Here is a 20,898-nt window from a genome sequence, read left to right as displayed (position 1 = left end):
GGTTGTAGGCAAATTCCCAACTTCTCGGCAGAAAAAAAGCGGCAACGCTGAAAACGTTGCCGCTTTTTTCTTATTTGCTGACGCTGACGCCGTAGAAGGAGTTCAAGCCGAATGGGCTGATCTTGAAGTCCTGCACGTTGGCGCGCATGGGTTGATACACCGTCGAGTGAGCGATAGGTGTCATCGGCACAGCATCCTTGAGGACGTGTTGTGCCTGTTTGTACAGTTCGGTGCGTTTACCCTGATCGGTAGTGCGCTTGGCTTCCTTGACGAGGCCGTCGAACTTCTTGTCGCACCATTTGGAGAAGTTGTTGCCACTCAGCGAGTCGCAACCAAACAGCACGTTGAGCCAGTTGTCCGGATCACCATTGTCACCGCTCCAGCCGATGATCATCGCCTGGTTCTCGCCACCTTTGGAACGCTTGATGTACTCGCCCCATTCGTAGCTGGTGATCTTCACGTTCAGACCGATTTTCTTCCAGTCGGACTGGAGCATTTCGGCCATCAGTTTGGCGTTCGGGTTGTACGGACGCTGCACCGGCATCGCCCACAGGACGATTTCGGTTCCTTCCTTGACGCCGGCTTCCTTGAGCAGCTCTTTGGCTTTCTCGGGATCGTACTTGGCGTCTTTGATGGTGGTGTCGTAGGACCACTGGGTCGGCGGCATGGCGTTGACGGCCAGTTGGCCGGCGCCCTGGTAAACCGAATCAATGATCTGCGGCTTGTTCACCGCCATGTCCATCGCCTGGCGCACGCGCAGGTCAGCCAGCGGGTTTTTCTCGTCGCTGCCTTTGACCTTGTCCATCACGTTGTAGGCGATGTAACCGAGGTTGAAACCAGCCTGGTCAGGCATCTTCAGCGCTTTGTCTTCTTTCAGCGCTTTCAGGTCAGCCGGACGCGGGAACAGGGTGACCTGGCACTCGTTCTTTTTCAGCTTCTGAATACGTACCGACGGGTCGGTGGTGATGGCGAAGATCAGGTTGTCGATCTTCACGTCGTCAGGCTTCCAGTAGTCCTTGTTCCCGGTGTAGCGGATGTTGGAGTCTTTCTGGTAGCTCTTGAACACGAACGGGCCAGTGCCGACCGGCTTCTGGTTGATGTCGGCGGCTTTGCCGTCTTTCAACAGTTGCGCGGCGTATTCGGCGGACTGCACCGAAGCGAAGCTCATGGCCATGTTCTGGATGAACGCGGCGTCGACTTCTTTAAGAGTGAACTTGACGGTGTGCTCGTCGACTTTGTCGATCTTGGTGATGTTGGTGTCCATCCCCATGTCGGTGAAGTACGGGAATTCGGTCGGGTACGCCTTACGGAACGGGTCATCCTTGTTAATCATGCGATTAAAGGTGAACAGCACGTCGTCGGCGTTGAACTCACGAGTCGGCTTGAAATACGAGGTGGTGTGGAACTTGACGCCTTCACGCAGGTGGAAGGTGTAAGTCAGGCCGTCATCCGAGATGTCCCACTTGGTCGCCAGGCCAGGAATCACAGCGGTGCCGCCGCGTTCGAACTGGGTCAGGCGGTTGAACATGGTTTCGGCTGAGGCGTCGAAGTCGGTTCCGGTGGTGTACTGGCCTGGGTCGAAACCGGCCGGGCTCCCTTCGGAGCAGAACACCAGGTTAGTCGCAGCGGATGCGAAAGGTGCGGAGGCTAACAAGCCTGCGCCGACTAAAAACGGAATGACCGCGTGTTTAAGCATGTTGGCCTCATGATTTGTTGTCATTTTTTAGTTTTGAGGTACGACCTCGTGAGTCGTGCCTGCGGATACTTATGCAGGCGCCATACCCAATGCAAGATCCAGAGCGGTCGCGGGCGCCAATCGGTGGCACGAACGTACCTTAATGTCGCATCCGTATAAGTTCTGACGCATTTGACCGTTTGCGGGTGGTTTTTACGGTGCAAATGAAGCCCTGAAACGGTGCGCTGGTCACGATGTGTGCGCTGGATTGGGGCTGGGTGTTACTTATTTATACCTGTGGTATGGATCGGGTTGTACCGGGTTGGTTGATATGGGAGGGATCCGTAGCAGCGGTATGGCTGCTTATGGTTCCGCCCTGACGGTCGGGTCACTTTGGCAAACGCCCCAAAGTAACCAAAGGTCTTTACCCTGACGTTCGGCCCGCTCGCTTAGGCTCGGGGTTCCTTCGCTCCGGGTTTCATCCGGGGGCATCGCCTCCGGTTTGCTGCGCTGCACCTCCTCTCGATGTGTTTGGCTTCGCCAAACGGTCGCTGCGCTCCCACCCCGAATGAATCCCTCCACTCCGCCTGCCGATGGGCGCTTGAGATCAAGAGCTGCAGCCGAGCTAACGCTCATCCTGTTGAGTGGTGTAAGGGCAAAATCTGAGCAGGCTTGTGCTTTTCAAAAACTGAATTCACCTCGGTATTCCACGTCTGCGTATTTTTCGTGGGCACCTCGGTCGGTCCCCTCTACCTCTGGGAGAGGGCTAGGGTGAGGGCAGCTCTTGAAGTTGTTTAAATCTCCACAATCCAGCGCGATCCTTCCCACAAGGTTTTCAGGTTGTCCGTCGGAAGTGCGGTCTTTAGTCTTGGGTTGTCGCAGAAGACTCTGCGATCGGGAAGTGAGATTCCCGGTTACTGAATTTGGAAACCAGCGCAAGCCACCCCATAATCGCCGCCAGTTCATGCTGTCGGCAGTTCTTTATGGCGGCTATGTGCGGGCGGACTTCGGTCCGGCCGGGTTGGTTTCCTTACCGGTAATCTCACTCCGTACATAGTTGCCACCTCATTTCACGAGTGAGATCGGAAATGAATGGCGCAAATTCATAAGGAAATGCTCCATGACCAAGCCCGTACCCGACCCACCCCTCGAAACCCCACTCGAAGAAGCCCTGCGCACCGAAGACCTCGCCAAAAACCGCGAAGCCATCAAACGCGCCCTCGATTTCTATCTCTGCCCCAATCCAGTCCGACCCAGCCCACCGAGTACCATGTTCATGGTTCGCCCCAACGTCGACACCGAAAGCCTGCTCGCCCATGCCTGTGAATCGCTGGCGTCGGCCAGTACGCTGGCGAGCAATTTCGCCAACGAACTGAGCGGCGAGCAGCGGCATTCGGTGTTGGCGATTCAGCAGATCATCATGCTCGCCGAGCTGGCGGTGAATCGGGCGCTGGATCGGGTTGATCCACAAGGCTGACCACCGCGTCATCGTTCATCGCTGGCAAGCCAGCTCCCACAATGTCATGCGCTATTTTGAAGTACGCGCTGATCCTGTGGGAGCTGCGGGCGGCGATCCGACTTGCCAGCGATGACGTCGGATCATTCACCATAAATCCCAGGCACAAAAAAAACGGCGATCATTCTCTGATCGCCGGTTTTTCATTCAGCCCAAATCAAATCACTGCATCAACACTTCAATCGAGCCGTCCGCCGTCATGCTGACCTGGCTGGTACCAGCTTCAACTTCAGGCGTCACCGGGGCCGAATCCATGCCCGCTGCTTTCATCATCATCGGTGCGCGCATGTACGGTTGAGGGTAGCCGTTGCTGTTGAGGTTCAGGTTGACGATTTTGTAGCCCTTGCCGCCCAGTGCATCGGTGGCCAGTTGCGCTCGGGCTTTGAAGGCGGTTACGGCTTCTTTGAGCAGCGCGTCTTCGCTGGTTTTGCGCGTCGGGTCGGCGATGGCAAAGTCCATGCCGCCCATTTTCAGGTCGGTCAGCAGTTCGCCGGTGAGTTTGGACAGGGCGGCGAAGTCGGCGCTTTCCAGACGCAGTTCGGCGCGCTCACGCCAGCCGGTAATTTTCTGGCCTTTGGTGTCGTAGATCGGGTAGCTGTTGCGGCTGCCCTGGCGCAGGGTGATGTCTTTGACTTGCTTGGCCTGGGCCAGTGCCTTGTTCATGGTGGTGCTGACGTCGGCGGCGAGTTTGGCCGGGTCGGTGTTTTGCTCTTCGGTGTAGAGAGTCACGATCATCAGGTCGCGTGCGACTTCCTGGCTGACTTCGGCGCGCAGGGCAATCTGGTTGTAGTGCAGCTCATCAGCGGCGAAGGCTGGAAGGCTGGCGACGCTGCCGACGCTGCCGACGGTCAGGGCGAGGAGGGCGGCGCTGCGGCGAAATGTGTGCATGAAAGCTCCTTGATGAGGGCGCAGGTGATGGTTCGGGGGCCTGCGTGAACCATCAGACTCTAGCTTTAATGATCCGGTTCGCCCAGTTACAACTTCTATACAGATGATCAGGGGTTGCCGTTGGTCGGAGGAGGCGGGGTGCCTGTCAGATCTGACAGTAGAAATATTTCCTCGGCTGATTGAGCATGATCGAAAGTCGGACCTGACTGTCGGCTTCAAAACGTTCAACCATAAATAAGGAAGTTGATCATGACCGAACAAGGAAAGGTGGTTGCTCGAAGACGAGGTTATGACGTCAGACGACAGGAGCGCAACGGAGATCATGCGTTTTGGATTTACCTCAGTAACTACCAGGTCGGTTGCCCCTATGGGGCAGAGGTGGACGCATGGAGTTACGTCCAGACGTTGATCAGTCGAAACACCTACGGAATCGGTTGCAGACTGATCGAGTAAACCGGCGATCGATAACAGATGCCGATTGTCTGCGCATCATCTCCCTGTGCAATCGCGGTGGTCGCTGCGCGGCCAATCGCCAGCAGGCACCTCCAACAGTTTATAAGCATTCTCTGGAGCCAGCCTGCTGGCGATGGGGTTCTTATAGACGCCGCCGATCTTTCTGCCATGTGGTCGTTTGCCGCACTTTCGCCTCTCGAGCCCGCTGCTTGGTTATACTCCGTGCGATCCGCCTGGAGCGCTCATCAGGAGAGCTCATGCTCGCCCCCGTTCAACTGACTTCCGCCACTCGCCAGAACCTCTGGCGGCTGACTTTCATCCGCACGCTGGTGCTCGCCGCGCAGGCCGGTTCGGTGGGCATTGCCTACTGGCTGGAACTGTTGCCATTGCCGTGGGTGCAACTGGCGATGACGCTCGGCTGCTCGACGCTGCTCTGCGTGTTCACCGCCGTGCGCCTGCGCACTTCGTGGCCGGTAACCGAGCTGGAATACGCGCTGCAACTGGCCTGTGACTTGTTTATCCACAGTGCGCTGCTGTATTTCTCCGGCGGTTCGACCAACCCGTTCGTTTCCTATTATCTGGTGCCGTTGACCATCGCCGCCGTGACGTTGCCATGGCGCTATTCGGTGATTCTGTCCGGGATCGCGCTGGCGCTGTACACCTTGTTGCTGGCGCGCTTCTACCCGTTTCCGCTGGATACTTTCCCCATCGCCCGGGAGAATTTGCAGACCTACGGGATGTGGCTGAGCTTCGCGCTTGCCGCTGCTGTAATCACCTTCTTCGCCGCACGCATGGCCGAAGAGCTGCGCCGTCAGGAAGAATTACGTGCAATCCGTCGTGAAGAAGGCCTGCGTGACCAGCAGTTACTCGCCGTCGCAACGCAAGCCGCTGGCGCTGCACATGAGCTGGGTACGCCGCTGGCAACCATGAGTGTGTTGCTCAGAGAGATGCAGCAGGATCACCACGATCCACTGTTGCAGGATGATCTCAAGGTGCTGCAGGATCAGGTCAAGGCGTGCAAGGAAACCTTGCAGCAACTGGTACGCGCCGCTGAGGCCAACCGGCGTCTGGCGGTGGACATGCAGGACGTCACCGACTGGCTCGACGAAGCGCTGAACCGCTGGCACCTGATGCGTCCGGAGGCCAGTTATCGCTTCCAGCGTCTCGGTCAGGGCACGGTGCCGCGCATGGCGCCGCCGCCGGATCTGACCCAGGCGCTGCTGAATCTGCTGAATAACGCCGCCGACGCCTGCCCGGAAAACCTCCAGGTGACGCTCGACTGGAACGCCGAAGACCTGACCATCAGCATTCGCGATCACGGTGCCGGTGTACCGCTGGCCATTGCCGAACAGATTGGCAAACCGTTTTTTACCACGAAGGGCAAAGGTTTCGGCCTGGGCCTGTTTTTGAGCAAGGCCAGCGTGACACGCGCCGGCGGCTCAGTGAAACTCTATAGTCATGAGGAAGGCGGCACGCTCACCGAGCTGCGCCTGCCCCACGGCGCCCGAGGAGACCAACATGAGTGACGAGATCCAAGTAGAAGGCGAAGAGCTGCCGCATTTGCTGCTGGTCGACGACGACGCAACTTTCACCCGCGTGATGGCTCGAGCCATGGCCCGTCGTGGCTTTCGCGTGAGCACCGCCGGTTCCGCCGAGGAAGGCCTGACCATCGCTCTGGCCGATATCCCGGATTACGCCGCGCTCGACCTGAAAATGGACGGCGATTCCGGCCTGGTATTGCTGCCGAAGTTGCTCGAGCTGGACCCGGAAATGCGCGTGGTGATCCTCACCGGTTACTCGAGCATTGCCACCGCGGTCGAAGCGATCAAGCGCGGCGCCTGCAATTATCTGTGCAAACCGGCGGATGCCGATGACGTGCTGGCAGCGCTGCTCTCCGAGCACGCCGACCTCGACACGCTGGTGCCGGAAAACCCGATGTCGGTCGATCGCTTGCAATGGGAACACATCCAGCGCGTACTGACTGAACACGAAGGCAACATCTCCGCCACTGCCCGCGCCTTGGGCATGCATCGCCGCACCCTGCAGCGCAAACTGCAGAAGCGCCCGGTTCGTCGCTGAACCTGCGCTGAACGACTATCGCCAGCTCTCGCGATAAATCGCACCGATCATCTATGATCGGTGCGTGTCTGTTGATTTCTTTATCGAGCCTTTTCCATGAATCAGAACGCTGAATATTCCGCGGTCAACGATACTGTGCGCGGCCAGTTTTTTCGTAAAGTGTGGGCGATGATCACCCCGTACTGGCGTAGTGAAGAGAAGGGCAAGGCCTGGGTTTTGCTGATAGCGGTGATTGCGCTGTCGCTGTTCAGCGTCGGCATTTCGGTGTGGATCAACAGTTGGTACAAGGATTTCTACAACGCCCTGCAAAAGAAGGATGAAGCGGCGTTTTGGCAGTTGATTCTGTATTTCTGCGGGATCGCGGCGGTGGGTATCCTCGGCGCGGTGTACCGCTTGTACTTGACGCAGATGCTGACGATTCGCTGGCGGGCCTGGCTGACCGAAAACCATTTCGCCCGTTGGCTCGGGCACAAGAATTACTACCAGATGGAGCAGGGCGGCTACACCGATAACCCTGACCAGCGGATTTCCGAAGACCTCAACAAATTCACGGCCAACACCTTGGGTCTGGGTTTGGGGCTGATTCGCACGGTCGTGAGTCTGGTGTCTTTCTCGATCATTCTGTGGGGCGTTTCCGGCACGATTGAGGTGTTCGGGTTCACCATTCCCGGTTACATGTTCTGGTGTGCATTGTTGTATGCGGCGGTCGGCAGTTGGCTGACGCACTTGATCGGCCGGCGCCTGATCGGTCTGAACAACAACCAGCAACGCTACGAAGCCGACCTGCGTTTCTCCATGGTCCGGGTGCGTGAAAACGCCGAGAGCATTGCGCTGTACAACGGCGAGCCAAACGAAAACCGTCGCTTGAGCAACCGCTTCGGACTGGTCTGGCACAACTTCTGGGACATCATGCGCGTGTCCAAGCGCCTGACGTTTTTTACTTCCGGTTACTCGCAGATTGCGATCATCTTCCCGTTTATCGTTGCCGGGCCGCGTTATCTGGCCGGCAAGATCGAACTGGGCGAGCTGATGCAAATCAACTCGGCGTTCGGCAATGTGCAGGAGAACTTCAGCTGGTTCATCAGCGCTTATGCGGATCTCGCCGAGTGGCGCGCCACGTGTGATCGTTTGCTGAGTTTCCGTCAGGCCATGACGGATAACGAGGAGCGCACGCCGGCCATCGATGTGCAGAATCAGGGCAGCGAATTGCAGGTGCACAACCTTGGGCTGGACCTGGCCGACGGCCGTCATCTGCTGACCAATGCCGACATGACTGTGGAGCCGGGTGAGCGGGTGATGCTCAGCGGTCGTTCCGGTAGCGGCAAGTCCACGCTGCTCAGAGCGATGGGCCATTTATGGCCGGCGGGCCACGGCAATATTCGTCTGCCGGCGGCGCGATATCTGTTCCTGCCGCAAAAACCCTATCTGCCGATCGGCACCCTGCGCGAGGCGTTGAGTTATCCACAGCCGGGCGATACTTACGCGCCAGAACGTTATGCACAAGTGCTGGAAACCTGCCGCTTGCCGCATCTGATTGCGCGTCTGGATGAAGCCAATCACTGGCAACGCATGCTCTCGCCGGGCGAACAACAACGTTTGGCCTTCGCTCGCGCCCTGCTTTACGCGCCACATTGGCTGTATATGGATGAAGCGACTTCGGCGATGGATGAGGAAGATGAAGCGACGTTGTATCAGGCGCTGATCGATGAGTTGCCGGGGCTGAGCATCGTCAGCGTCGGCCATCGCAGTAGCTTGAAGCGCTTCCATCCACGGCATGTGCGGATCGAGAACGGGCACTTGGTAGAACAGGCCGTGACTGCCTGATTATCACGCAATACCTGTGGGAGCTGGCTTGCCAGCGATGGCGTCCGAACAGTCGACTTGTTGGTTTACTGATAGGGCCTCATCGCTGGCAAGTCGAATCGTCGCACCGCAGCTCCCACAGGAGGACAAGTACGGCGGAAAGTGATCGTACAACCTGCTTGAGCTATGATGGCAACCAAGCCGAACTTTGAGACAAACGCACACCATGGAAAACCTGATCGACACCCCGCGCCTCCCGCGCAAGCGCCGCAGTCTGGCTCAGGAACTGGTAACGGTGCTGACCGAGCAGATCCGCGACGGCTTGCTCAAGCGTGGCGACAAGTTGCCCACCGAGTCGGCGATCATGGAAGCCCAAGGCGTCAGCCGCACCGTAGTGCGTGAGGCGATTTCGCGTTTGCAGGCGGCGGGCCAGGTGGAAACTCGCCACGGCATCGGCACTTTTGTGCTCGACACGCCGAGCCCAAGCGGGTTTCGCATCGACCCGGCGACCGTGGTGACCCTGCGTGATGTGCTGGCGATTCTCGAATTACGCATCAGCCTTGAGGTCGAGTCCGCAGGCCTTGCTGCGCAGCGCCGCAGCCCGGAGCAACTGGCAACCATGCGCGCCGCCCTCGATGCGTTGAATGACAGCGTGGCTCATGCCAGCGATGCGGTGGCCTCCGACTTCGCTTTCCATCTGGAAATCGCCCTGTCGACCGGCAACCGCTACTTCACCGACATCATGACCCACCTCGGCACCAGCATCATTCCGCGCACCCGTCTGAACTCCGCGCGCCTGGCGCATGACGATCAGCAGCACTACATGAGTCGCCTGAGCCGCGAGCACGAAGAAATCTACGAGGCTATCGCGCGGCAGGATTCCGATGCAGCCCGCGCGGCCATGCGCCTGCACCTGACCAACAGCCGCGAACGGCTGCGTCAGGCGCATGAAGAGGCGCAGGCGCAGGGTTGACTGAGACTGCTTAAAACGGCTTCCAGCCAAGATGCCACCTCGGCCTTGACCAGGCTTTAAGCTCTCAACCCGAATTTCAGATCTAAAGATGTCTCTGAGTTGCCGGAACTTCGTGTAATGGTGTATTGCAAGTCGGCAGCAGTCCCGGCGGCAAGCCCATCGATAAACTCGGCTTTTGGGATATCGAAAACGGTGTCTGCATTTTGCGCTGCAGGTTGCTGATGACTCCATTCACGAGCCGCAGTTTGAAGAATCAGTTTGACGACGTCTCCTGGTTGGGCGCCAAAGTAGGGGGCAACCCGCACCTGTTCTGGGTCGTTCGCTTTGCCAACAGCGAGAACCCAAATCCCGTTTTCATCTACAAGTGCCGGGAACAATGGTGGATGTAAAGACATGATCAAAATCCTTTTGGAAATGAATCAAACCATTTGAATGGCACACGGCTGAGCTCGCGCCAACGGAGCCGGTTCGTTAACTCCTGAGCCATTTACGCTGGGGCAGCAATGCGCGGGACACTGTTAGAAATAACAGTCCCGACGAACGGTGTTCGCGACTGGAGAACGTCCGGCGAGCCGTTAAAAGATCAGGCCCGCGCAGACTTCAGGCCTGGATTTGCAGTTTCAACGGTTCTGAACATGGCTCCAGGCTCGACTCATCGGCGAATTTGTAGCGCAGCTCCACGGTCGTGTTCAGGTGTTTTTCCAACTCGGTTTTGGGGATGCGCAGTTCGATCTCCATTGCGCTGACCATATCTTCCAGCTCATCACTCCACAGGCCCGTCGGTTCCGACGAGCCTTGCCAATCTGGCTCATCCGGATCTGCACCCAGAATCGGGTAGACCTCCCAGTTCGACGGCGTGTCCTGATCATCCGGGACGCGGACGATCAAATCCTCGCCCAGACTCGAAAGCTGCACCGTGACCACATCAGCTGCGTGGTCGGGAAATTGCGGCAATTGTGCGATGGCGAACGTCATGTCGAATAACTCTCCTTGATAGCTCTACCGCGATCCTTCGCGGCAGTCGTCGTACGTTACCCGGCGATTTCGCGCGGTGCTCGACGCGATCATGACCGGGTATTTCCCGATTCTTGTCCGACAAAATTCACGCCCAACGATGAAATGCAGTTGACGGTTATCATTTAAGTTGTACGATGACCTACAACCTCGGCGAATAGCTGAACGATCCAATCACAAAAAAACGTTGCTACCAGGGTGTTCGAATAATGAATCCACAAGAACTGAAGTCCATCCTCTCCGCCGGCCTGCTGTCGTTTCCGGTGACCGATTTCAATGCGCAGGGCGATTTCAACCGCGCTGGCTACATCAAACGTCTGGAGTGGCTGGCCCCGTACGGTGCTTCGGCGCTGTTCGCTGCCGGTGGTACTGGCGAGTTCTTCTCCCTGGCTGCCAGCGAATATTCGGAAATCATCAAGACTGCCGTCGACACCTGCGAAACCAGCGTGCCGATTCTCGCCGGCGTTGGCGGTTCGACCCGCCAGGCCATTGAATACGCTCAGGAAGCCGAGCGTCTGGGCGCCAAAGGTCTGTTGCTGCTGCCGCACTACCTGACCGAAGCCAGCCAGGACGGGGTTGCCGCCCACGTTGAAGCCGTGTGCAAGTCGGTGAAGATCGGTGTGGTGGTTTACAACCGCAACGTCTGCCGCCTGACCGCGCCGTTGCTGGAACGTCTGGCCGAGCGCTGCCCGAACCTGATCGGTTACAAGGACGGTCTGGGCGATATCGAATTGATGGTGTCGATCCGTCGTCGCCTCGGTGATCGCTTCAGCTACCTCGGCGGCTTACCGACCGCAGAAGTGTATGCCGCTGCCTACAAGGCACTGGGCGTGCCGGTCTACTCGTCGGCGGTGTTCAATTTCATTCCGAAAACCGCGATGGATTTCTACCACGCCATTGCCCGCGAAGATCACGCCACCGTCGGCAAGATCATCGACGACTTCTTCCTGCCGTACCTCGACATCCGCAACCGCAAATCCGGCTATGCCGTGAGCATCGTCAAGGCCGGGGCAAAAATTGCCGGCTATGACGCAGGCCCGGTGCGGGCGCCGCTGACCGATCTGACTGGCGAAGAGTACGAAATGCTCGCTGCGCTGATCGACAAGCAAGGTGCGCAATAACAACTCTATAGATAAGGCCGCTGAGCAATCAGCGGCCTTTTGCGTGAGGAGCGATTTCCGTGACTGATTCAAAACGCTACGACAACTACATCAACGGTGAATGGGTCGCCGGCTCCGATTACTCGGCCAACATCAACCCGTCCGAGCTGAGCGATACCATTGGTGATTACGCCAAGGCTGATCTGGCTCAGGTCAACGCGGCCATCGAAGCCGCTCGCGCTGCGTTTCCGGCGTGGTCGACTTCGGGCATTCAGGCCCGTCACGATTCGCTGGATAAAGTCGGCAGCGAGATCCTCGCCCGCCGCGAAGAACTCGGCACCTTGCTGGCTCGGGAGGAGGGCAAGACCCTGCCTGAAGCCATTGGCGAAGTGACCCGTGCCGGCAATATTTTCAAGTTCTTCGCCGGTGAATGCCTGCGTCTGTCGGGCGATTACGTGCCGTCGGTGCGTCCGGGTGTCAACGTTGAAGTCACCCGTGAAGCCCTCGGCGTGGTCGGTCTGATCACCCCGTGGAATTTCCCGATTGCCATTCCATCGTGGAAAATCGCCCCGGCTCTGGCTTACGGCAACTGCGTGGTATTGAAGCCGGCCGATCTGGTACCGGGTTGCGCCTGGGCGCTGGCCGAAATCATCTCGCGCGCAGGCTTCCCGGCCGGCGTGTTCAACCTGGTGATGGGCAGCGGGCGCGTGGTTGGCGAAGCACTGGTCAACAGCCCGAAAGTCGATGGCATCAGCTTCACTGGCTCCGTCGGAGTCGGTCGTCAGATCGCCGTCAACTGCGTGTCGCGCCAGGCCAAGGTTCAGCTGGAAATGGGCGGCAAGAACCCGCAGATCATTCTCGATGACGCCGACCTCAAGCAAGCGGTCGAGCTCTCGGTACAGAGCGCGTTCTACTCCACCGGTCAGCGCTGCACCGCGTCGAGCCGTTTGATCGTCACTGCCGGGATTCACGACAAGTTCGTTGAAGCGATGGCCGAGCGCATGAAGTCGATCAAGGTCGGCCACGCGCTGAAGGCTGGCACCGACATCGGTCCGGTGGTCTCGCAAGCGCAACTGGAACAGGACATGAAGTACATCGACATCGGCCAGTCCGAAGGTGCGCGTCTGGTCAGCGGCGGCGGTCTGGTGACCTGCGACACCGAGGGTTACTACCTCGCGCCAACGTTGTTTGCCGACAGCGAAGCGTCGATGCGCATCAGCCGCGAAGAGATTTTCGGCCCGGTGGCCAACATCGTGCGGGTGGCTGATTACGACGCAGCATTGGCGATGGCCAACGACACCGAATTCGGTCTGTCGGCCGGCATCGCCACCACGTCGCTGAAGTACGCCAACCACTTCAAACGTCACTCGCAGGCCGGGATGGTGATGGTCAACCTGCCGACCGCTGGCGTCGATTACCACGTTCCATTCGGTGGCCGTAAAGGCTCATCCTATGGCTCCCGCGAGCAGGGCCGCTATGCGCAAGAGTTCTACACCGTGGTGAAAACCGCCTACATCGGCTCCTGATAGAAGCAATACCTGTGGGAGCTGGCAGGCCAGCTCCCACACAAGCAACACCAAAGAAGATTCACCCGCGCATAAAAATAATCAGTGGGAGTACATCTACATGCAACCAACTCAAAAGCCGACTCACGTCCGCTATTTGATCCTGCTCATGCTGTTTCTGGTGACCACGATCAACTACGCCGACCGCGCCACCATCGCGATCGCCGGTTCCAGCCTGCAAAAAGACCTCGGCATCGACGCGGTCACCCTCGGCTATATCTTCTCCGCATTCGGTTGGGCCTACGTGGCCGGGCAAATTCCCGGTGGCTGGCTGCTTGATCGGTTCGGCTCGAAAAAAGTCTATGCCCTGAGCATTTTCACCTGGTCGCTGTTCACCGTGCTGCAAGGCTTCGTCGGTGAGTTCGGCATGTCCACGGCAATTGTTGCGCTGTTCATGCTGCGCTTTCTGGTGGGCCTGGCCGAAGCGCCATCCTTCCCCGGCAACGCCCGCATTGTTGCAGCCTGGTTCCCGACTGCTGAGCGCGGCACCGCTTCGGCGATCTTCAACTCGGCGCAGTACTTCGCCACCGTGTTGTTCGCACCGCTGATGGGCTGGATCGTCTACTCCTTCGGTTGGGAGCACGTGTTCATCGTCATGGGTATCCTCGGCATCATCTTCTCGCTGATCTGGCTCAAGGTTATCCACAGCCCACGTGAACACCCGCGTATCAACGATGCTGAGTTCAAGCACATCGCCGACAACGGCGGCATGGTCGACATGGACCAGCGCGGCAAAAAATCCGACGGTCCGAAGTGGGATTACATCCGCCAGTTGCTGACCAATCGCATGATGCTCGGCGTGTATCTGGGCCAATACTGCATCAACGGCATCACCTATTTCTTCCTGACCTGGTTCCCGGTGTATCTGGTGCAGGAACGCGGCATGACCATCCTCAAGGCCGGTTTCATCGCTTCGTTGCCGGCGATCTGCGGCTTCATCGGTGGCGTGCTCGGCGGGGTGATTTCCGATTACCTGCTGCGCAAAGGTCATTCGCTGACCTTCGCCCGCAAGGCACCGATCATCGCTGGCCTGCTGGTTTCCAGCAGCATCGTCGCCTGCAACTATGTTGACGTGGAATGGATGGTGGTCGGTTTCATGGCCCTGGCCTTCTTCGGCAAAGGCGTTGGCGCGCTCGGTTGGGCAGTGGTTTCCGACACTTCGCCAAAACAGATCGCCGGTCTGAGTGGCGGCTTGTTCAACACCTTCGGCAACATCGCTTCGATCACCACGCCAATCGTCATCGGCTACATCATCAGCTCCACCGGTTCGTTCAAATGGGCCTTGGTGTTCGTCGGTGCCAACGCACTGGTCGCGGTGTTCAGCTATCTGGTGATCGTCGGCCCGATCAAACGCGTGGTACTCAAAGAGCCACCAACCACTGGCGGTATTGAAGCCAGCGGTAAATTGTCTCAAGCGCATTCCTGAGGAGCGGCGTCATGCAGTTGATTGAACATTCCGACTCGCCGCGCTACATCCGCCTGCACGAGCGGGACAACGTAGTGGTAGTGGTCAACGACCAGGGTGTGCCTGCGGGCACTGAATTCGCCGATGGCCTGGTGACGGTGGATTTTGTGCCACAGAGCCACAAGGTCACGCTCGTGGATATTCCCGAGGGCGGCACGGTGATTCGCTACGGCCAAGTAATCGGCTATGCATTGCAGCCGATTCCCCGTGGCAGTTGGGTCAAGGAAGATCAACTGCGCATGCCGACCGCACCGCCGCTGGACAGCTTGCCGCTGTCCACCGAAGTGCCGGCCGCGCCTGAGCCGCTGGAAGGCTTCACGTTCGAGGGTTACCGCAACGCCGACGGCACCGTCGGCACGCGCAACATTCTCGGGATCACCACCACCGTGCAGTGCGTCACCGGCGTGCTCGATCACGCGGTCAAACGCATCAAGGATGAGCTGCTGCCGAAGTACCCGCACGTCGATGACGTGGTGGCGCTGACCCACAGCTACGGTTGCGGCGTGGCGATTACCGCCACCGATGCTTACATCCCGATCCGCACCGTGCGCAATCTGGCGCGCAACCCGAACCTGGGTGGCGAGGCGCTGGTGATCGGTCTGGGCTGCGAGAAATTGCAGGCCGCGCAGGTGATGCATGAGGACGATGCGTCGGTGGATCTCAGCGAGCCGTGGCTGTATCGCTTGCAGGATTCCAGCCACGGTTTCACCGAGATGATTGAGCAGATCATGGCGTTAGCCGAAACTCGCCTGAAGAAACTCGACCAGCGTCGTCGCGAAACCGTGCCTGCGTCGGAGTTGATTCTCGGCATGCAGTGCGGCGGCAGCGATGCGTTTTCCGGGATCACCGCCAACCCCGCGCTGGGTTATGCCTCGGACTTACTGTTGCGTGCGGGGGCGACGGTGATGTTTTCCGAAGTCACCGAAGTCCGCGATGCGATTTACCTGCTGACCTCACGCGCCCAGACCGAAACCGTGGCTAGAGAGCTGGTGCGCGAAATGGACTGGTACGACCGTTACCTGGCCAAGGGCGAAGCGGATCGCAGCGCCAACACCACGCCGGGCAACAAGAAGGGCGGGTTGTCGAACATTGTCGAGAAGTCGTTGGGCTCGATCGTCAAATCCGGCAGCAGTGCGATCAACGGCGTGCTTGGCCCCGGCGAGCGTTTCAAGCAGAAGGGGCTGATCTTCTGCGCGACGCCGGCGAGTGATTTTGTCTGCGGCACGTTGCAGTTGGCGGCGGGGATGAATCTGCATGTGTTCACTACAGGGCGTGGTACGCCTTACGGGTTGGCGATGGCGCCGGTGGTCAAGGTTTCGACCCGGACTGAACTGGCGCAGCGTTGGCCGGATCTGATCGACATTGATGCCGGGCGGATTGCGACCGGGCGCGCGACTATCGAGGAGTTGGGCTGGGAGTTGTTTCACTACTACCTGGATGTGGCGAGTGGTCGGCAGCAGACTTGGGCGGAGAAGCACAAGTTGTTTAATGACATAACGTTGTTTAATCCGGCGCCGATTACTTGATGGTTTTGGGGGGAGGTCAAAAGCTACCCTCACCCCAGCCCTCCCGAAACGTCGGACCGCCCGGGGGGAGAGGGGGCCGACCGAGTAGTCTTGCGCAATACATCGACCTGAAAGACCGAGTCGATTGTGGATTCAAAGATGTCATTTCAGGTCGGTGGATTTTTTGAATATCCCCCGATCGGTCCCCTCTCCCTCCGGGAGAGGGCTAGGGTGAGGGGCTTTTGCTTTATCATTGCCCCCTGACTACGCTCACCCAAGGCTCCCCGGCATGCTGGCAATCTTCCTCGAAACCCTGAACATCACCGCGCCGGTGTTTGCCATGCTGTTTCTCGGTGTGCTGCTCAAGCGCATCGACTGGATCAACGACAACTTCATCCACACCGCCTCGTCGCTGGTGTTCAACGTGACCATGCCGGCACTGCTGTTTCTCGGCATCCTGCATGCCGATCTGCACGCCGCGCTGCAACCGGCGCTGCTGATCTACTTCTCGATTGCGACGCTGGTGAGTTTCGCCTTGGCGTGGGGCTGGGCGATTTTCAAATGCCCGCGTGAAGATCGCGGCATTTATACCCAAGGCGCGTTTCGCGGCAACAACGGTGTGATTGGTCTGGCGCTGGCGGCGAGCATGTACGGCGACTACGGGATTTCGCTCGGGGCGATTCTCGCGGCGCTGGTGATCCTGTTTTACAACACGCTCTCGACCATCGTGCTGGCGGTGTACAGCCCGGTGATCAAGTCCGACCCGTGGAGCATCTGCAAAAGCGTGTTCAGCAATCCGTTGATCATCAGCGTGATTGCGGCGGCACCGTTTGCCTATTTCAAGATTGGTTTGCCTGGGTGGCTGGAAACCTCCGGCCAGTATCTGGCGCAAACCACTTTGCCGCTGGCGCTGATTTGCATTGGCGGCACGCTGTCGCTGGCGGCGTTGCGCAAGAGCGGCAACATGGCGCTCAGTTCGAGTCTGGTGAAGATGATCGGTTTGCCGATATTGGCCACCGCCGGCGCGTGGGTGTGGGGCTTTCGCGGCGCGGAGTTGGGGATTCTGTTTCTGTACTTCGGCAGCCCGACCGCTGCGGCGAGTTTTGTCATGGCGCGGGCGGCGCAAGGCAATCATGAACTGGCGGCGGCGATTATCGTGCTGACCACGCTGATGGCGGCGGTCACCACCAACGTCGGGATCTTCATTTTGCAGTGGGGCGGGTGGATCTGACTGAAGGATTTTCGGTGATTTTTCCGGCCTCATCGCGGGCAAGCCCGCTCCCACAGGGATCTCAGTGTTGATGAAATTTGATTAACAACTGAAAAACCTGTGGGAGCGGGCTTGCCCGCGATGAGGCCCGGAAGGTCACTCAGGTTTCTGGTAAGTGTCGATCACTTCCTGCGCCGCGCGAAACGCATCAATCGCCGCCGGCACGCCCGCATACACCGCGCAATGCAGCAGCGCCTCGCGGATTTCTTCGACCGTGCAGCCATTGTTCAACGCGCCACGCACGTGGCCCTTCAACTCTTGCGGGCACTTGAGCGCGGTCAGCGCGGCGAGGGTGATCAGGCTGCGCGTCTTCAGCGGCAACCCTTCGCGATTCCACACACCACCCCACGCATGTTCGTTGACGAAATCCTGCAGCGGCTGGGTGAACTCGGTGGCGTTGCCCAAGGCGCGATCAACGAACACATCGCCCATCACCTGGCGACGGACTTCAACTCCGGACTTCTTCACTTCGCTCATGGCACATCCTTCTTGTGGTGTTGACGGCGCCAGGCGCGCACTGACGTGAACAGCAGAAACGCCAGCAGCGGCGGCAGAACATAAAACAGCATCAGCCGTTCGAGCTTGCCGGCCAGCGGCATGCCGGTGGTGAACGACACCACGTGCAGCCCGTAAACCAGATACAAACTCAGCAGCAACAGGCCTTCGGCGCGGGTCACGCGGTAGCCGGCGTAGAACACTGGCAGGCACAGTATCGCGACACCGAGCATCACCGGCAGGTCGAAATCCAGCGCATTCGGCGACACTGAAAGCGGCATCGGCGCGATCAGCGCAGTGACGCCCAATACCCCAAGCAGATTGAACAGATTCGCGCCGATCACGTTGCCCACGGCGATATCCCGCTGCCCGCGCAATGCGGCGATCAGCGAGGTGGCGAGTTCCGGCAGCGAGGTGCCGACGGCGACTACGGTCAGGCCGATCACCCGCTCGGAGAATCCCAGATCTGTCGCCACCACCACCGCCGCGCCGAGCAGCAAATGCCCGCCGAATACCAGCATCGCCAATCCGCCGACAATCATCAGCAGGCTGGTGAACCACGAGGCTTGCGGCCCCTGCGGTTGTTCGGAGTGCGGACGTGTCGAGTGTCGCGACTGGCGCAATAACAGGCCGAGATACAGCGCCAATGCGCCGAGCAACAGGACGCCGTCGAAGCGTCCAATCTCTTCATTCCACGCCAATAAAAACACCAGCAGACTGGCGCCGATCATCAGGGGAATATCGAGACGCACCAGTTGCCGCGACACGCGCAACGGAATGATCAGTGCCGACAGACCAAGGGTCACAAGGATATTGAAGATGCTGCTGCCGACTACGCTGCCGACGGCGATGTCGGGGTTGTGCGCCAGCGCGGCTTGCAGGCTGACCGCCATTTGCGGGGCGCTGCTGCCGAGGGCGACGATGGTCAGGCCGATGATCAGCGGTCGCACATGCAAGCGCTCAGCCAGACGTACGGCGGCACGCACCATCAATTCGGCGCCGACGATCAGCAACAGCAGGCCGCTGAGCAATTCGATCACGCTGATCAGAGGCAGGTCGGTTAGTCCGAAAATAGTCGGTGCTCCATCAGTCGAGGGCCTGCACACGAACCCGTGCGGTGCCGCTGCGCAGCATGCCGAGTCGGTCGGCCGCCGCGCGCGAAACATCGATCAAGCGGCCACGGGTGTGCGGGCCTCGGTCGTTGATACGCACTACGACCGATTCAGCGTTTTTCAGGTTGGTGATCTTCACCCGCGTGCCGAAGGGTAGCTGGCGGTGGGCGGCGGTCAGGGAATTCTGGTTGAACGCTTCGCCGCTGGCGGTGCGTTTACCATGGTGTTTGGCTCCGTAGTAGGAGGCGACGCCGGTCTGGTCGTAACCGTGCGGGTCAATGATACCGGTGCTGGTGCAACCGGCTAGCAGGGAGAGCAGGGCGCAGCTGATAAGCAGACGCTTCATTCAAAGGCTCCTGAAATAATTGTGGCGAGGGAGCTTGCTCCCGCTGGTCTGCGCAGCAGACCCAAATCGGACAGCGCATTCATTGAAAAAATGCACCGTCCGGTTTTGCGACCGCTTCGCGGCCGAGCGGGAGCAAGCTCCCTCGCCACAGGGGATCAAGCCAGTCTTGTTGGCTGGCTCCATCCTTATCAGCCTTCGAGCTTGCTTTTCAGCAGTTCGTTGACCTGTTGCGGGTTGGCCTTGCCTTTGGAGGCTTTCATGGCCTGGCCGACGAAGAAGCCGAACATCTTGCCGCGTTTGGCTTCGTCTGCCGCGCGGTATTGTTCGACCTGCTCGGCGTTGGCCGCGAGCATTTCGTCCAGCACCGCCGAGATCGCGCCGCTGTCGGTGACTTGCTTCAAGCCGCGCTTGTCGATGATCTCGTCCGCGTGGCCTTCGCCATTGGCCATCGCTTCGAACACCACTTTGGCGATCTTGCCGGAGATGGTGTTGTCCTTGATGCGCTGCAACATGCCGCCCAGTTGCTCGGCGGAAACCGGCGACTGCTCGATGTCCAGGCCTTGCTTGTTGAGCAGGCTGCCCAACTCGACCATCACCCAGTTCGCCGCCAGCTTGGCGTCGCCACCGATGCTCGCGACTTTCTCGAAGTAGTCGGCTTGCTCACGGCTGGTGGCCAGCACGTTGGCGTCGTAGGCCGAGAGGCCGAATTCGCTCTGGAAGCGCTCGCGTTTCTGCGGTGGCAATTCCGGCAGGGTGGCGCGCACCTCGTCGAGGAACGAGTCTTCGATGATGACCGGCAACAGGTCCGGATCGGGGAAGTAACGGTAGTCGTTGGCTTCCTCTTTCGAACGCATCGGACGGGTTTCGTCCTTGTTCGGATCGTACAGACGCGTCTGCTGGATCACTTTGCCGCCGTCTTCGATCAGGTCGATCTGGCGCTGGATCTCGGAGTTGATCGCCTTCTCGATGAAACGGAACGAGTTGACGTTCTTGATCTCGCAGCGCGTGCCGAATTCAACCTGGCCTTTCGGACGGATCGACACGTTGCAGTCGCAACGCAGCGAGCCTTCGGCCATGTTGCCGTCGCAGATGCCCAGATAACGTACCAACGCGTGCATCGCCTTGACGTAAGCCACGGCTTCCTTGGCGCTGCGCATGTCCGGCTCGGAAACGATTTCCAGCAGCGGCGTGCCGGCACGGTTCAGGTCGATGCCGGTGGCACCGTTGAATTCTTCGTGCAGGCTTTTGCCGGCGTCTTCTTCCAGATGCGCGCGGGTGATGCCCACACGTTTTACCGTGCCGTCTTCCAGCGCGATGTCCATATAGCCCTTGCCGACGATCGGCAATTCCATCTGGCTGATCTGGTAGCCCTTGGGCAGGTCCGGATAGAAGTAGTTTTTACGCGCGAACACGTTGTGCTGACCGATCTCGGCGTCAACCGCCAGACCGAACATCACCGCCATGCGCACTGCTTCCTGGTTGAGCACTGGCAACACGCCGGGCATGCCCAGATCGATCAGGCTGGCCTGGGTGTTCGGCTCGGAACCGAAGGTGGTGGAACTACCGGAAAAGATTTTCGACCGGGTGGTGAGCTGGGTATGAATCTCCAGCCCGATCACGACTTCCCATTGCATGTGTG

The 20,898-nt window shown here is 59.1% G+C and carries 18 protein-coding genes; 10 read left to right on the top strand and 8 right to left on the bottom strand.

The features are described 5' to 3' along the window. Positions 1-70 precede the first annotated feature (70 nt). Positions 71-1,696: an ABC transporter substrate-binding protein gene (locus ACP7BN_RS06490; protein ID WP_426202576.1), complete on the bottom strand. Its 1,626-nt coding sequence runs from the start codon at positions 1,694-1,696 to the stop codon at positions 71-73. Positions 1,697-2,795: 1,099 nt separating this feature from the next. Between ACP7BN_RS06490 and ACP7BN_RS06485 the strand changes: the two genes are divergently transcribed. Next, complete coding sequence (locus tag ACP7BN_RS06485) at positions 2,796-3,152, top strand: DUF6124 family protein (RefSeq protein ID WP_426202575.1); 357 nt, start codon at positions 2,796-2,798, stop codon at positions 3,150-3,152. Between the two features lie 201 nt (positions 3,153-3,353). Here the strand turns inward: ACP7BN_RS06485 and ACP7BN_RS06480 are convergent, their stop codons facing one another. Beyond that, the gene (locus ACP7BN_RS06480) at positions 3,354-4,079 is read right to left on the bottom strand and encodes an SIMPL domain-containing protein (RefSeq protein WP_426202573.1); all 726 of its coding nucleotides are present in this window, start codon (positions 4,077-4,079) and stop codon (positions 3,354-3,356) included. Between the two features lie 710 nt (positions 4,080-4,789). Between ACP7BN_RS06480 and ACP7BN_RS06475 the strand changes: the two genes are divergently transcribed. The 4 genes from ACP7BN_RS06475 to ACP7BN_RS06460 all read left to right on the top strand — a co-directional run bounded on the left by ACP7BN_RS06475 (position 4,790) and on the right by ACP7BN_RS06460 (position 9,387). Continuing rightward, positions 4,790-6,058 carry an ATP-binding protein gene (locus ACP7BN_RS06475; protein WP_426202571.1) on the top strand — a complete coding sequence of 423 codons (1,269 nt, stop codon included), beginning with the start codon at positions 4,790-4,792 and terminating at the stop codon, positions 6,056-6,058. Beyond that, positions 6,051-6,611, top strand: coding sequence for a response regulator transcription factor (locus tag ACP7BN_RS06470; protein WP_426202569.1), 561 nt, complete (start codon positions 6,051-6,053; stop codon positions 6,609-6,611). The genes ACP7BN_RS06475 and ACP7BN_RS06470 overlap by 8 nt, the downstream gene beginning before the upstream one ends. A gap of 96 nt (positions 6,612-6,707) precedes the next feature. Beyond that, on the top strand, positions 6,708-8,435 hold the full coding sequence (locus tag ACP7BN_RS06465; protein WP_426202568.1) for an ABC transporter ATP-binding protein/permease: 1,728 nt from the start codon (positions 6,708-6,710) through the stop codon (positions 8,433-8,435). 205 nt (positions 8,436-8,640) lie between these two features. Then, entirely contained in the window at positions 8,641-9,387 is a 747-nt protein-coding gene (locus ACP7BN_RS06460; RefSeq protein WP_426202566.1) for a FadR/GntR family transcriptional regulator, read from the top strand. 56 nt (positions 9,388-9,443) lie between these two features. On the opposite strand, the gene ACP7BN_RS06455 is transcribed toward ACP7BN_RS06460, so the two are convergent. After that, positions 9,444-9,782, bottom strand: a complete 339-nt coding sequence (locus ACP7BN_RS06455) for a hypothetical protein (protein WP_426202564.1) — start codon at positions 9,780-9,782, stop codon at positions 9,444-9,446. Positions 9,783-9,987: 205 nt separating this feature from the next. Next, a complete protein-coding gene (locus ACP7BN_RS06450) occupies positions 9,988-10,362 on the bottom strand; it encodes a hypothetical protein (RefSeq protein WP_426202562.1) in 375 nt (124 codons plus the stop codon). Positions 10,363-10,610: 248 nt separating this feature from the next. Here ACP7BN_RS06450 and kdgD point away from each other — a divergent pair, with 248 nt between their 5' ends. From kdgD to ACP7BN_RS06425, 5 genes are all read left to right on the top strand, one after another. After that, entirely contained in the window at positions 10,611-11,522 is a 912-nt protein-coding gene (gene kdgD, locus ACP7BN_RS06445) for a 5-dehydro-4-deoxyglucarate dehydratase (protein WP_420647605.1), read from the top strand. A 59-nt stretch (positions 11,523-11,581) separates the two neighbouring features. Continuing rightward, positions 11,582-13,027, top strand: coding sequence for an aldehyde dehydrogenase family protein (locus tag ACP7BN_RS06440; protein WP_426202560.1), 1,446 nt, complete (start codon positions 11,582-11,584; stop codon positions 13,025-13,027). Positions 13,028-13,127: 100 nt separating this feature from the next. After that, on the top strand, positions 13,128-14,492 hold the full coding sequence (locus tag ACP7BN_RS06435) for an MFS transporter (protein WP_420647607.1): 1,365 nt from the start codon (positions 13,128-13,130) through the stop codon (positions 14,490-14,492). Between the two features lie 11 nt (positions 14,493-14,503). Continuing rightward, positions 14,504-16,057: a galactarate dehydratase gene (gene garD, locus ACP7BN_RS06430; protein WP_426202558.1), complete on the top strand. Its 1,554-nt coding sequence runs from the start codon at positions 14,504-14,506 to the stop codon at positions 16,055-16,057. Positions 16,058-16,325: 268 nt separating this feature from the next. Next, the gene (locus ACP7BN_RS06425; RefSeq protein ID WP_426202556.1) at positions 16,326-17,267 is read left to right on the top strand and encodes an AEC family transporter; all 942 of its coding nucleotides are present in this window, start codon (positions 16,326-16,328) and stop codon (positions 17,265-17,267) included. 135 nt (positions 17,268-17,402) lie between these two features. Here ACP7BN_RS06425 and ACP7BN_RS06420 read toward each other — a convergent pair whose 3' ends face one another. The 4 genes from ACP7BN_RS06420 to gatB form a co-directional block, all read right to left on the bottom strand. Beyond that, positions 17,403-17,783, bottom strand: a complete 381-nt coding sequence (locus ACP7BN_RS06420) for a carboxymuconolactone decarboxylase family protein (protein ID WP_426202554.1) — start codon at positions 17,781-17,783, stop codon at positions 17,403-17,405. Continuing rightward, a complete protein-coding gene (locus ACP7BN_RS06415; protein WP_426202552.1) occupies positions 17,780-18,841 on the bottom strand; it encodes a calcium/sodium antiporter in 1,062 nt (353 codons plus the stop codon). Before ACP7BN_RS06415 ends, ACP7BN_RS06420 begins: the two co-directional genes overlap by 4 nt. A gap of 46 nt (positions 18,842-18,887) precedes the next feature. Further along, positions 18,888-19,259, bottom strand: a complete 372-nt coding sequence (locus ACP7BN_RS06410) for a septal ring lytic transglycosylase RlpA family protein (protein WP_420647612.1) — start codon at positions 19,257-19,259, stop codon at positions 18,888-18,890. Between the two features lie 188 nt (positions 19,260-19,447). Beyond that, positions 19,448-20,893 carry an Asp-tRNA(Asn)/Glu-tRNA(Gln) amidotransferase subunit GatB gene (gene gatB, locus ACP7BN_RS06405; RefSeq protein WP_426202550.1) on the bottom strand — a complete coding sequence of 482 codons (1,446 nt, stop codon included), beginning with the start codon at positions 20,891-20,893 and terminating at the stop codon, positions 19,448-19,450. Positions 20,894-20,898: the final 5 nt, after the last annotated feature.

Source organism: Pseudomonas sp. TWP3-1 (assembly GCF_049896625.1).
Taxonomy (GTDB): domain Bacteria; phylum Pseudomonadota; class Gammaproteobacteria; order Pseudomonadales; family Pseudomonadaceae; genus Aquipseudomonas.
This window is presented reverse-complemented; position numbering and strand designations above follow the sequence as displayed.

Bases quoted from the DNA above. Each gene is read 5' to 3' on its own strand.
- ACP7BN_RS06490 (WP_426202576.1), bottom strand. From the start codon at position 1,696: ATGCTTAAACACGCGGTCATTCCGTTTTTAGTCGGCGCAGGCTTGTTA.
- ACP7BN_RS06470 (WP_426202569.1), top strand. From the start codon at position 6,051: ATGAGTGACGAGATCCAAGTAGAAGGCGAAGAGCTGCCGCATTTGCTG.
- ACP7BN_RS06455 (WP_426202564.1), bottom strand. From the start codon at position 9,782: ATGTCTTTACATCCACCATTGTTCCCGGCACTTGTAGATGAAAACGGG.
- gatB (WP_426202550.1), bottom strand. From the start codon at position 20,893: ATGCAATGGGAAGTCGTGATCGGGCTGGAGATTCATACCCAGCTCACC.
- ACP7BN_RS06435 (WP_420647607.1), top strand. From the start codon at position 13,128: ATGCAACCAACTCAAAAGCCGACTCACGTCCGCTATTTGATCCTGCTC.
- ACP7BN_RS06485 (WP_426202575.1), top strand. From the start codon at position 2,796: ATGACCAAGCCCGTACCCGACCCACCCCTCGAAACCCCACTCGAAGAA.
- ACP7BN_RS06475 (WP_426202571.1), top strand. From the start codon at position 4,790: ATGCTCGCCCCCGTTCAACTGACTTCCGCCACTCGCCAGAACCTCTGG.
- kdgD (WP_420647605.1), top strand. From the start codon at position 10,611: ATGAATCCACAAGAACTGAAGTCCATCCTCTCCGCCGGCCTGCTGTCG.
- ACP7BN_RS06450 (WP_426202562.1), bottom strand. From the start codon at position 10,362: ATGACGTTCGCCATCGCACAATTGCCGCAATTTCCCGACCACGCAGCT.
- ACP7BN_RS06480 (WP_426202573.1), bottom strand. From the start codon at position 4,079: ATGCACACATTTCGCCGCAGCGCCGCCCTCCTCGCCCTGACCGTCGGC.
- ACP7BN_RS06465 (WP_426202568.1), top strand. From the start codon at position 6,708: ATGAATCAGAACGCTGAATATTCCGCGGTCAACGATACTGTGCGCGGC.
- ACP7BN_RS06420 (WP_426202554.1), bottom strand. From the start codon at position 17,783: ATGAGCGAAGTGAAGAAGTCCGGAGTTGAAGTCCGTCGCCAGGTGATG.
- ACP7BN_RS06410 (WP_420647612.1), bottom strand. From the start codon at position 19,259: ATGAAGCGTCTGCTTATCAGCTGCGCCCTGCTCTCCCTGCTAGCCGGT.
- ACP7BN_RS06425 (WP_426202556.1), top strand. From the start codon at position 16,326: ATGCTGGCAATCTTCCTCGAAACCCTGAACATCACCGCGCCGGTGTTT.
- garD (WP_426202558.1), top strand. From the start codon at position 14,504: ATGCAGTTGATTGAACATTCCGACTCGCCGCGCTACATCCGCCTGCAC.
- ACP7BN_RS06460 (WP_426202566.1), top strand. From the start codon at position 8,641: ATGGAAAACCTGATCGACACCCCGCGCCTCCCGCGCAAGCGCCGCAGT.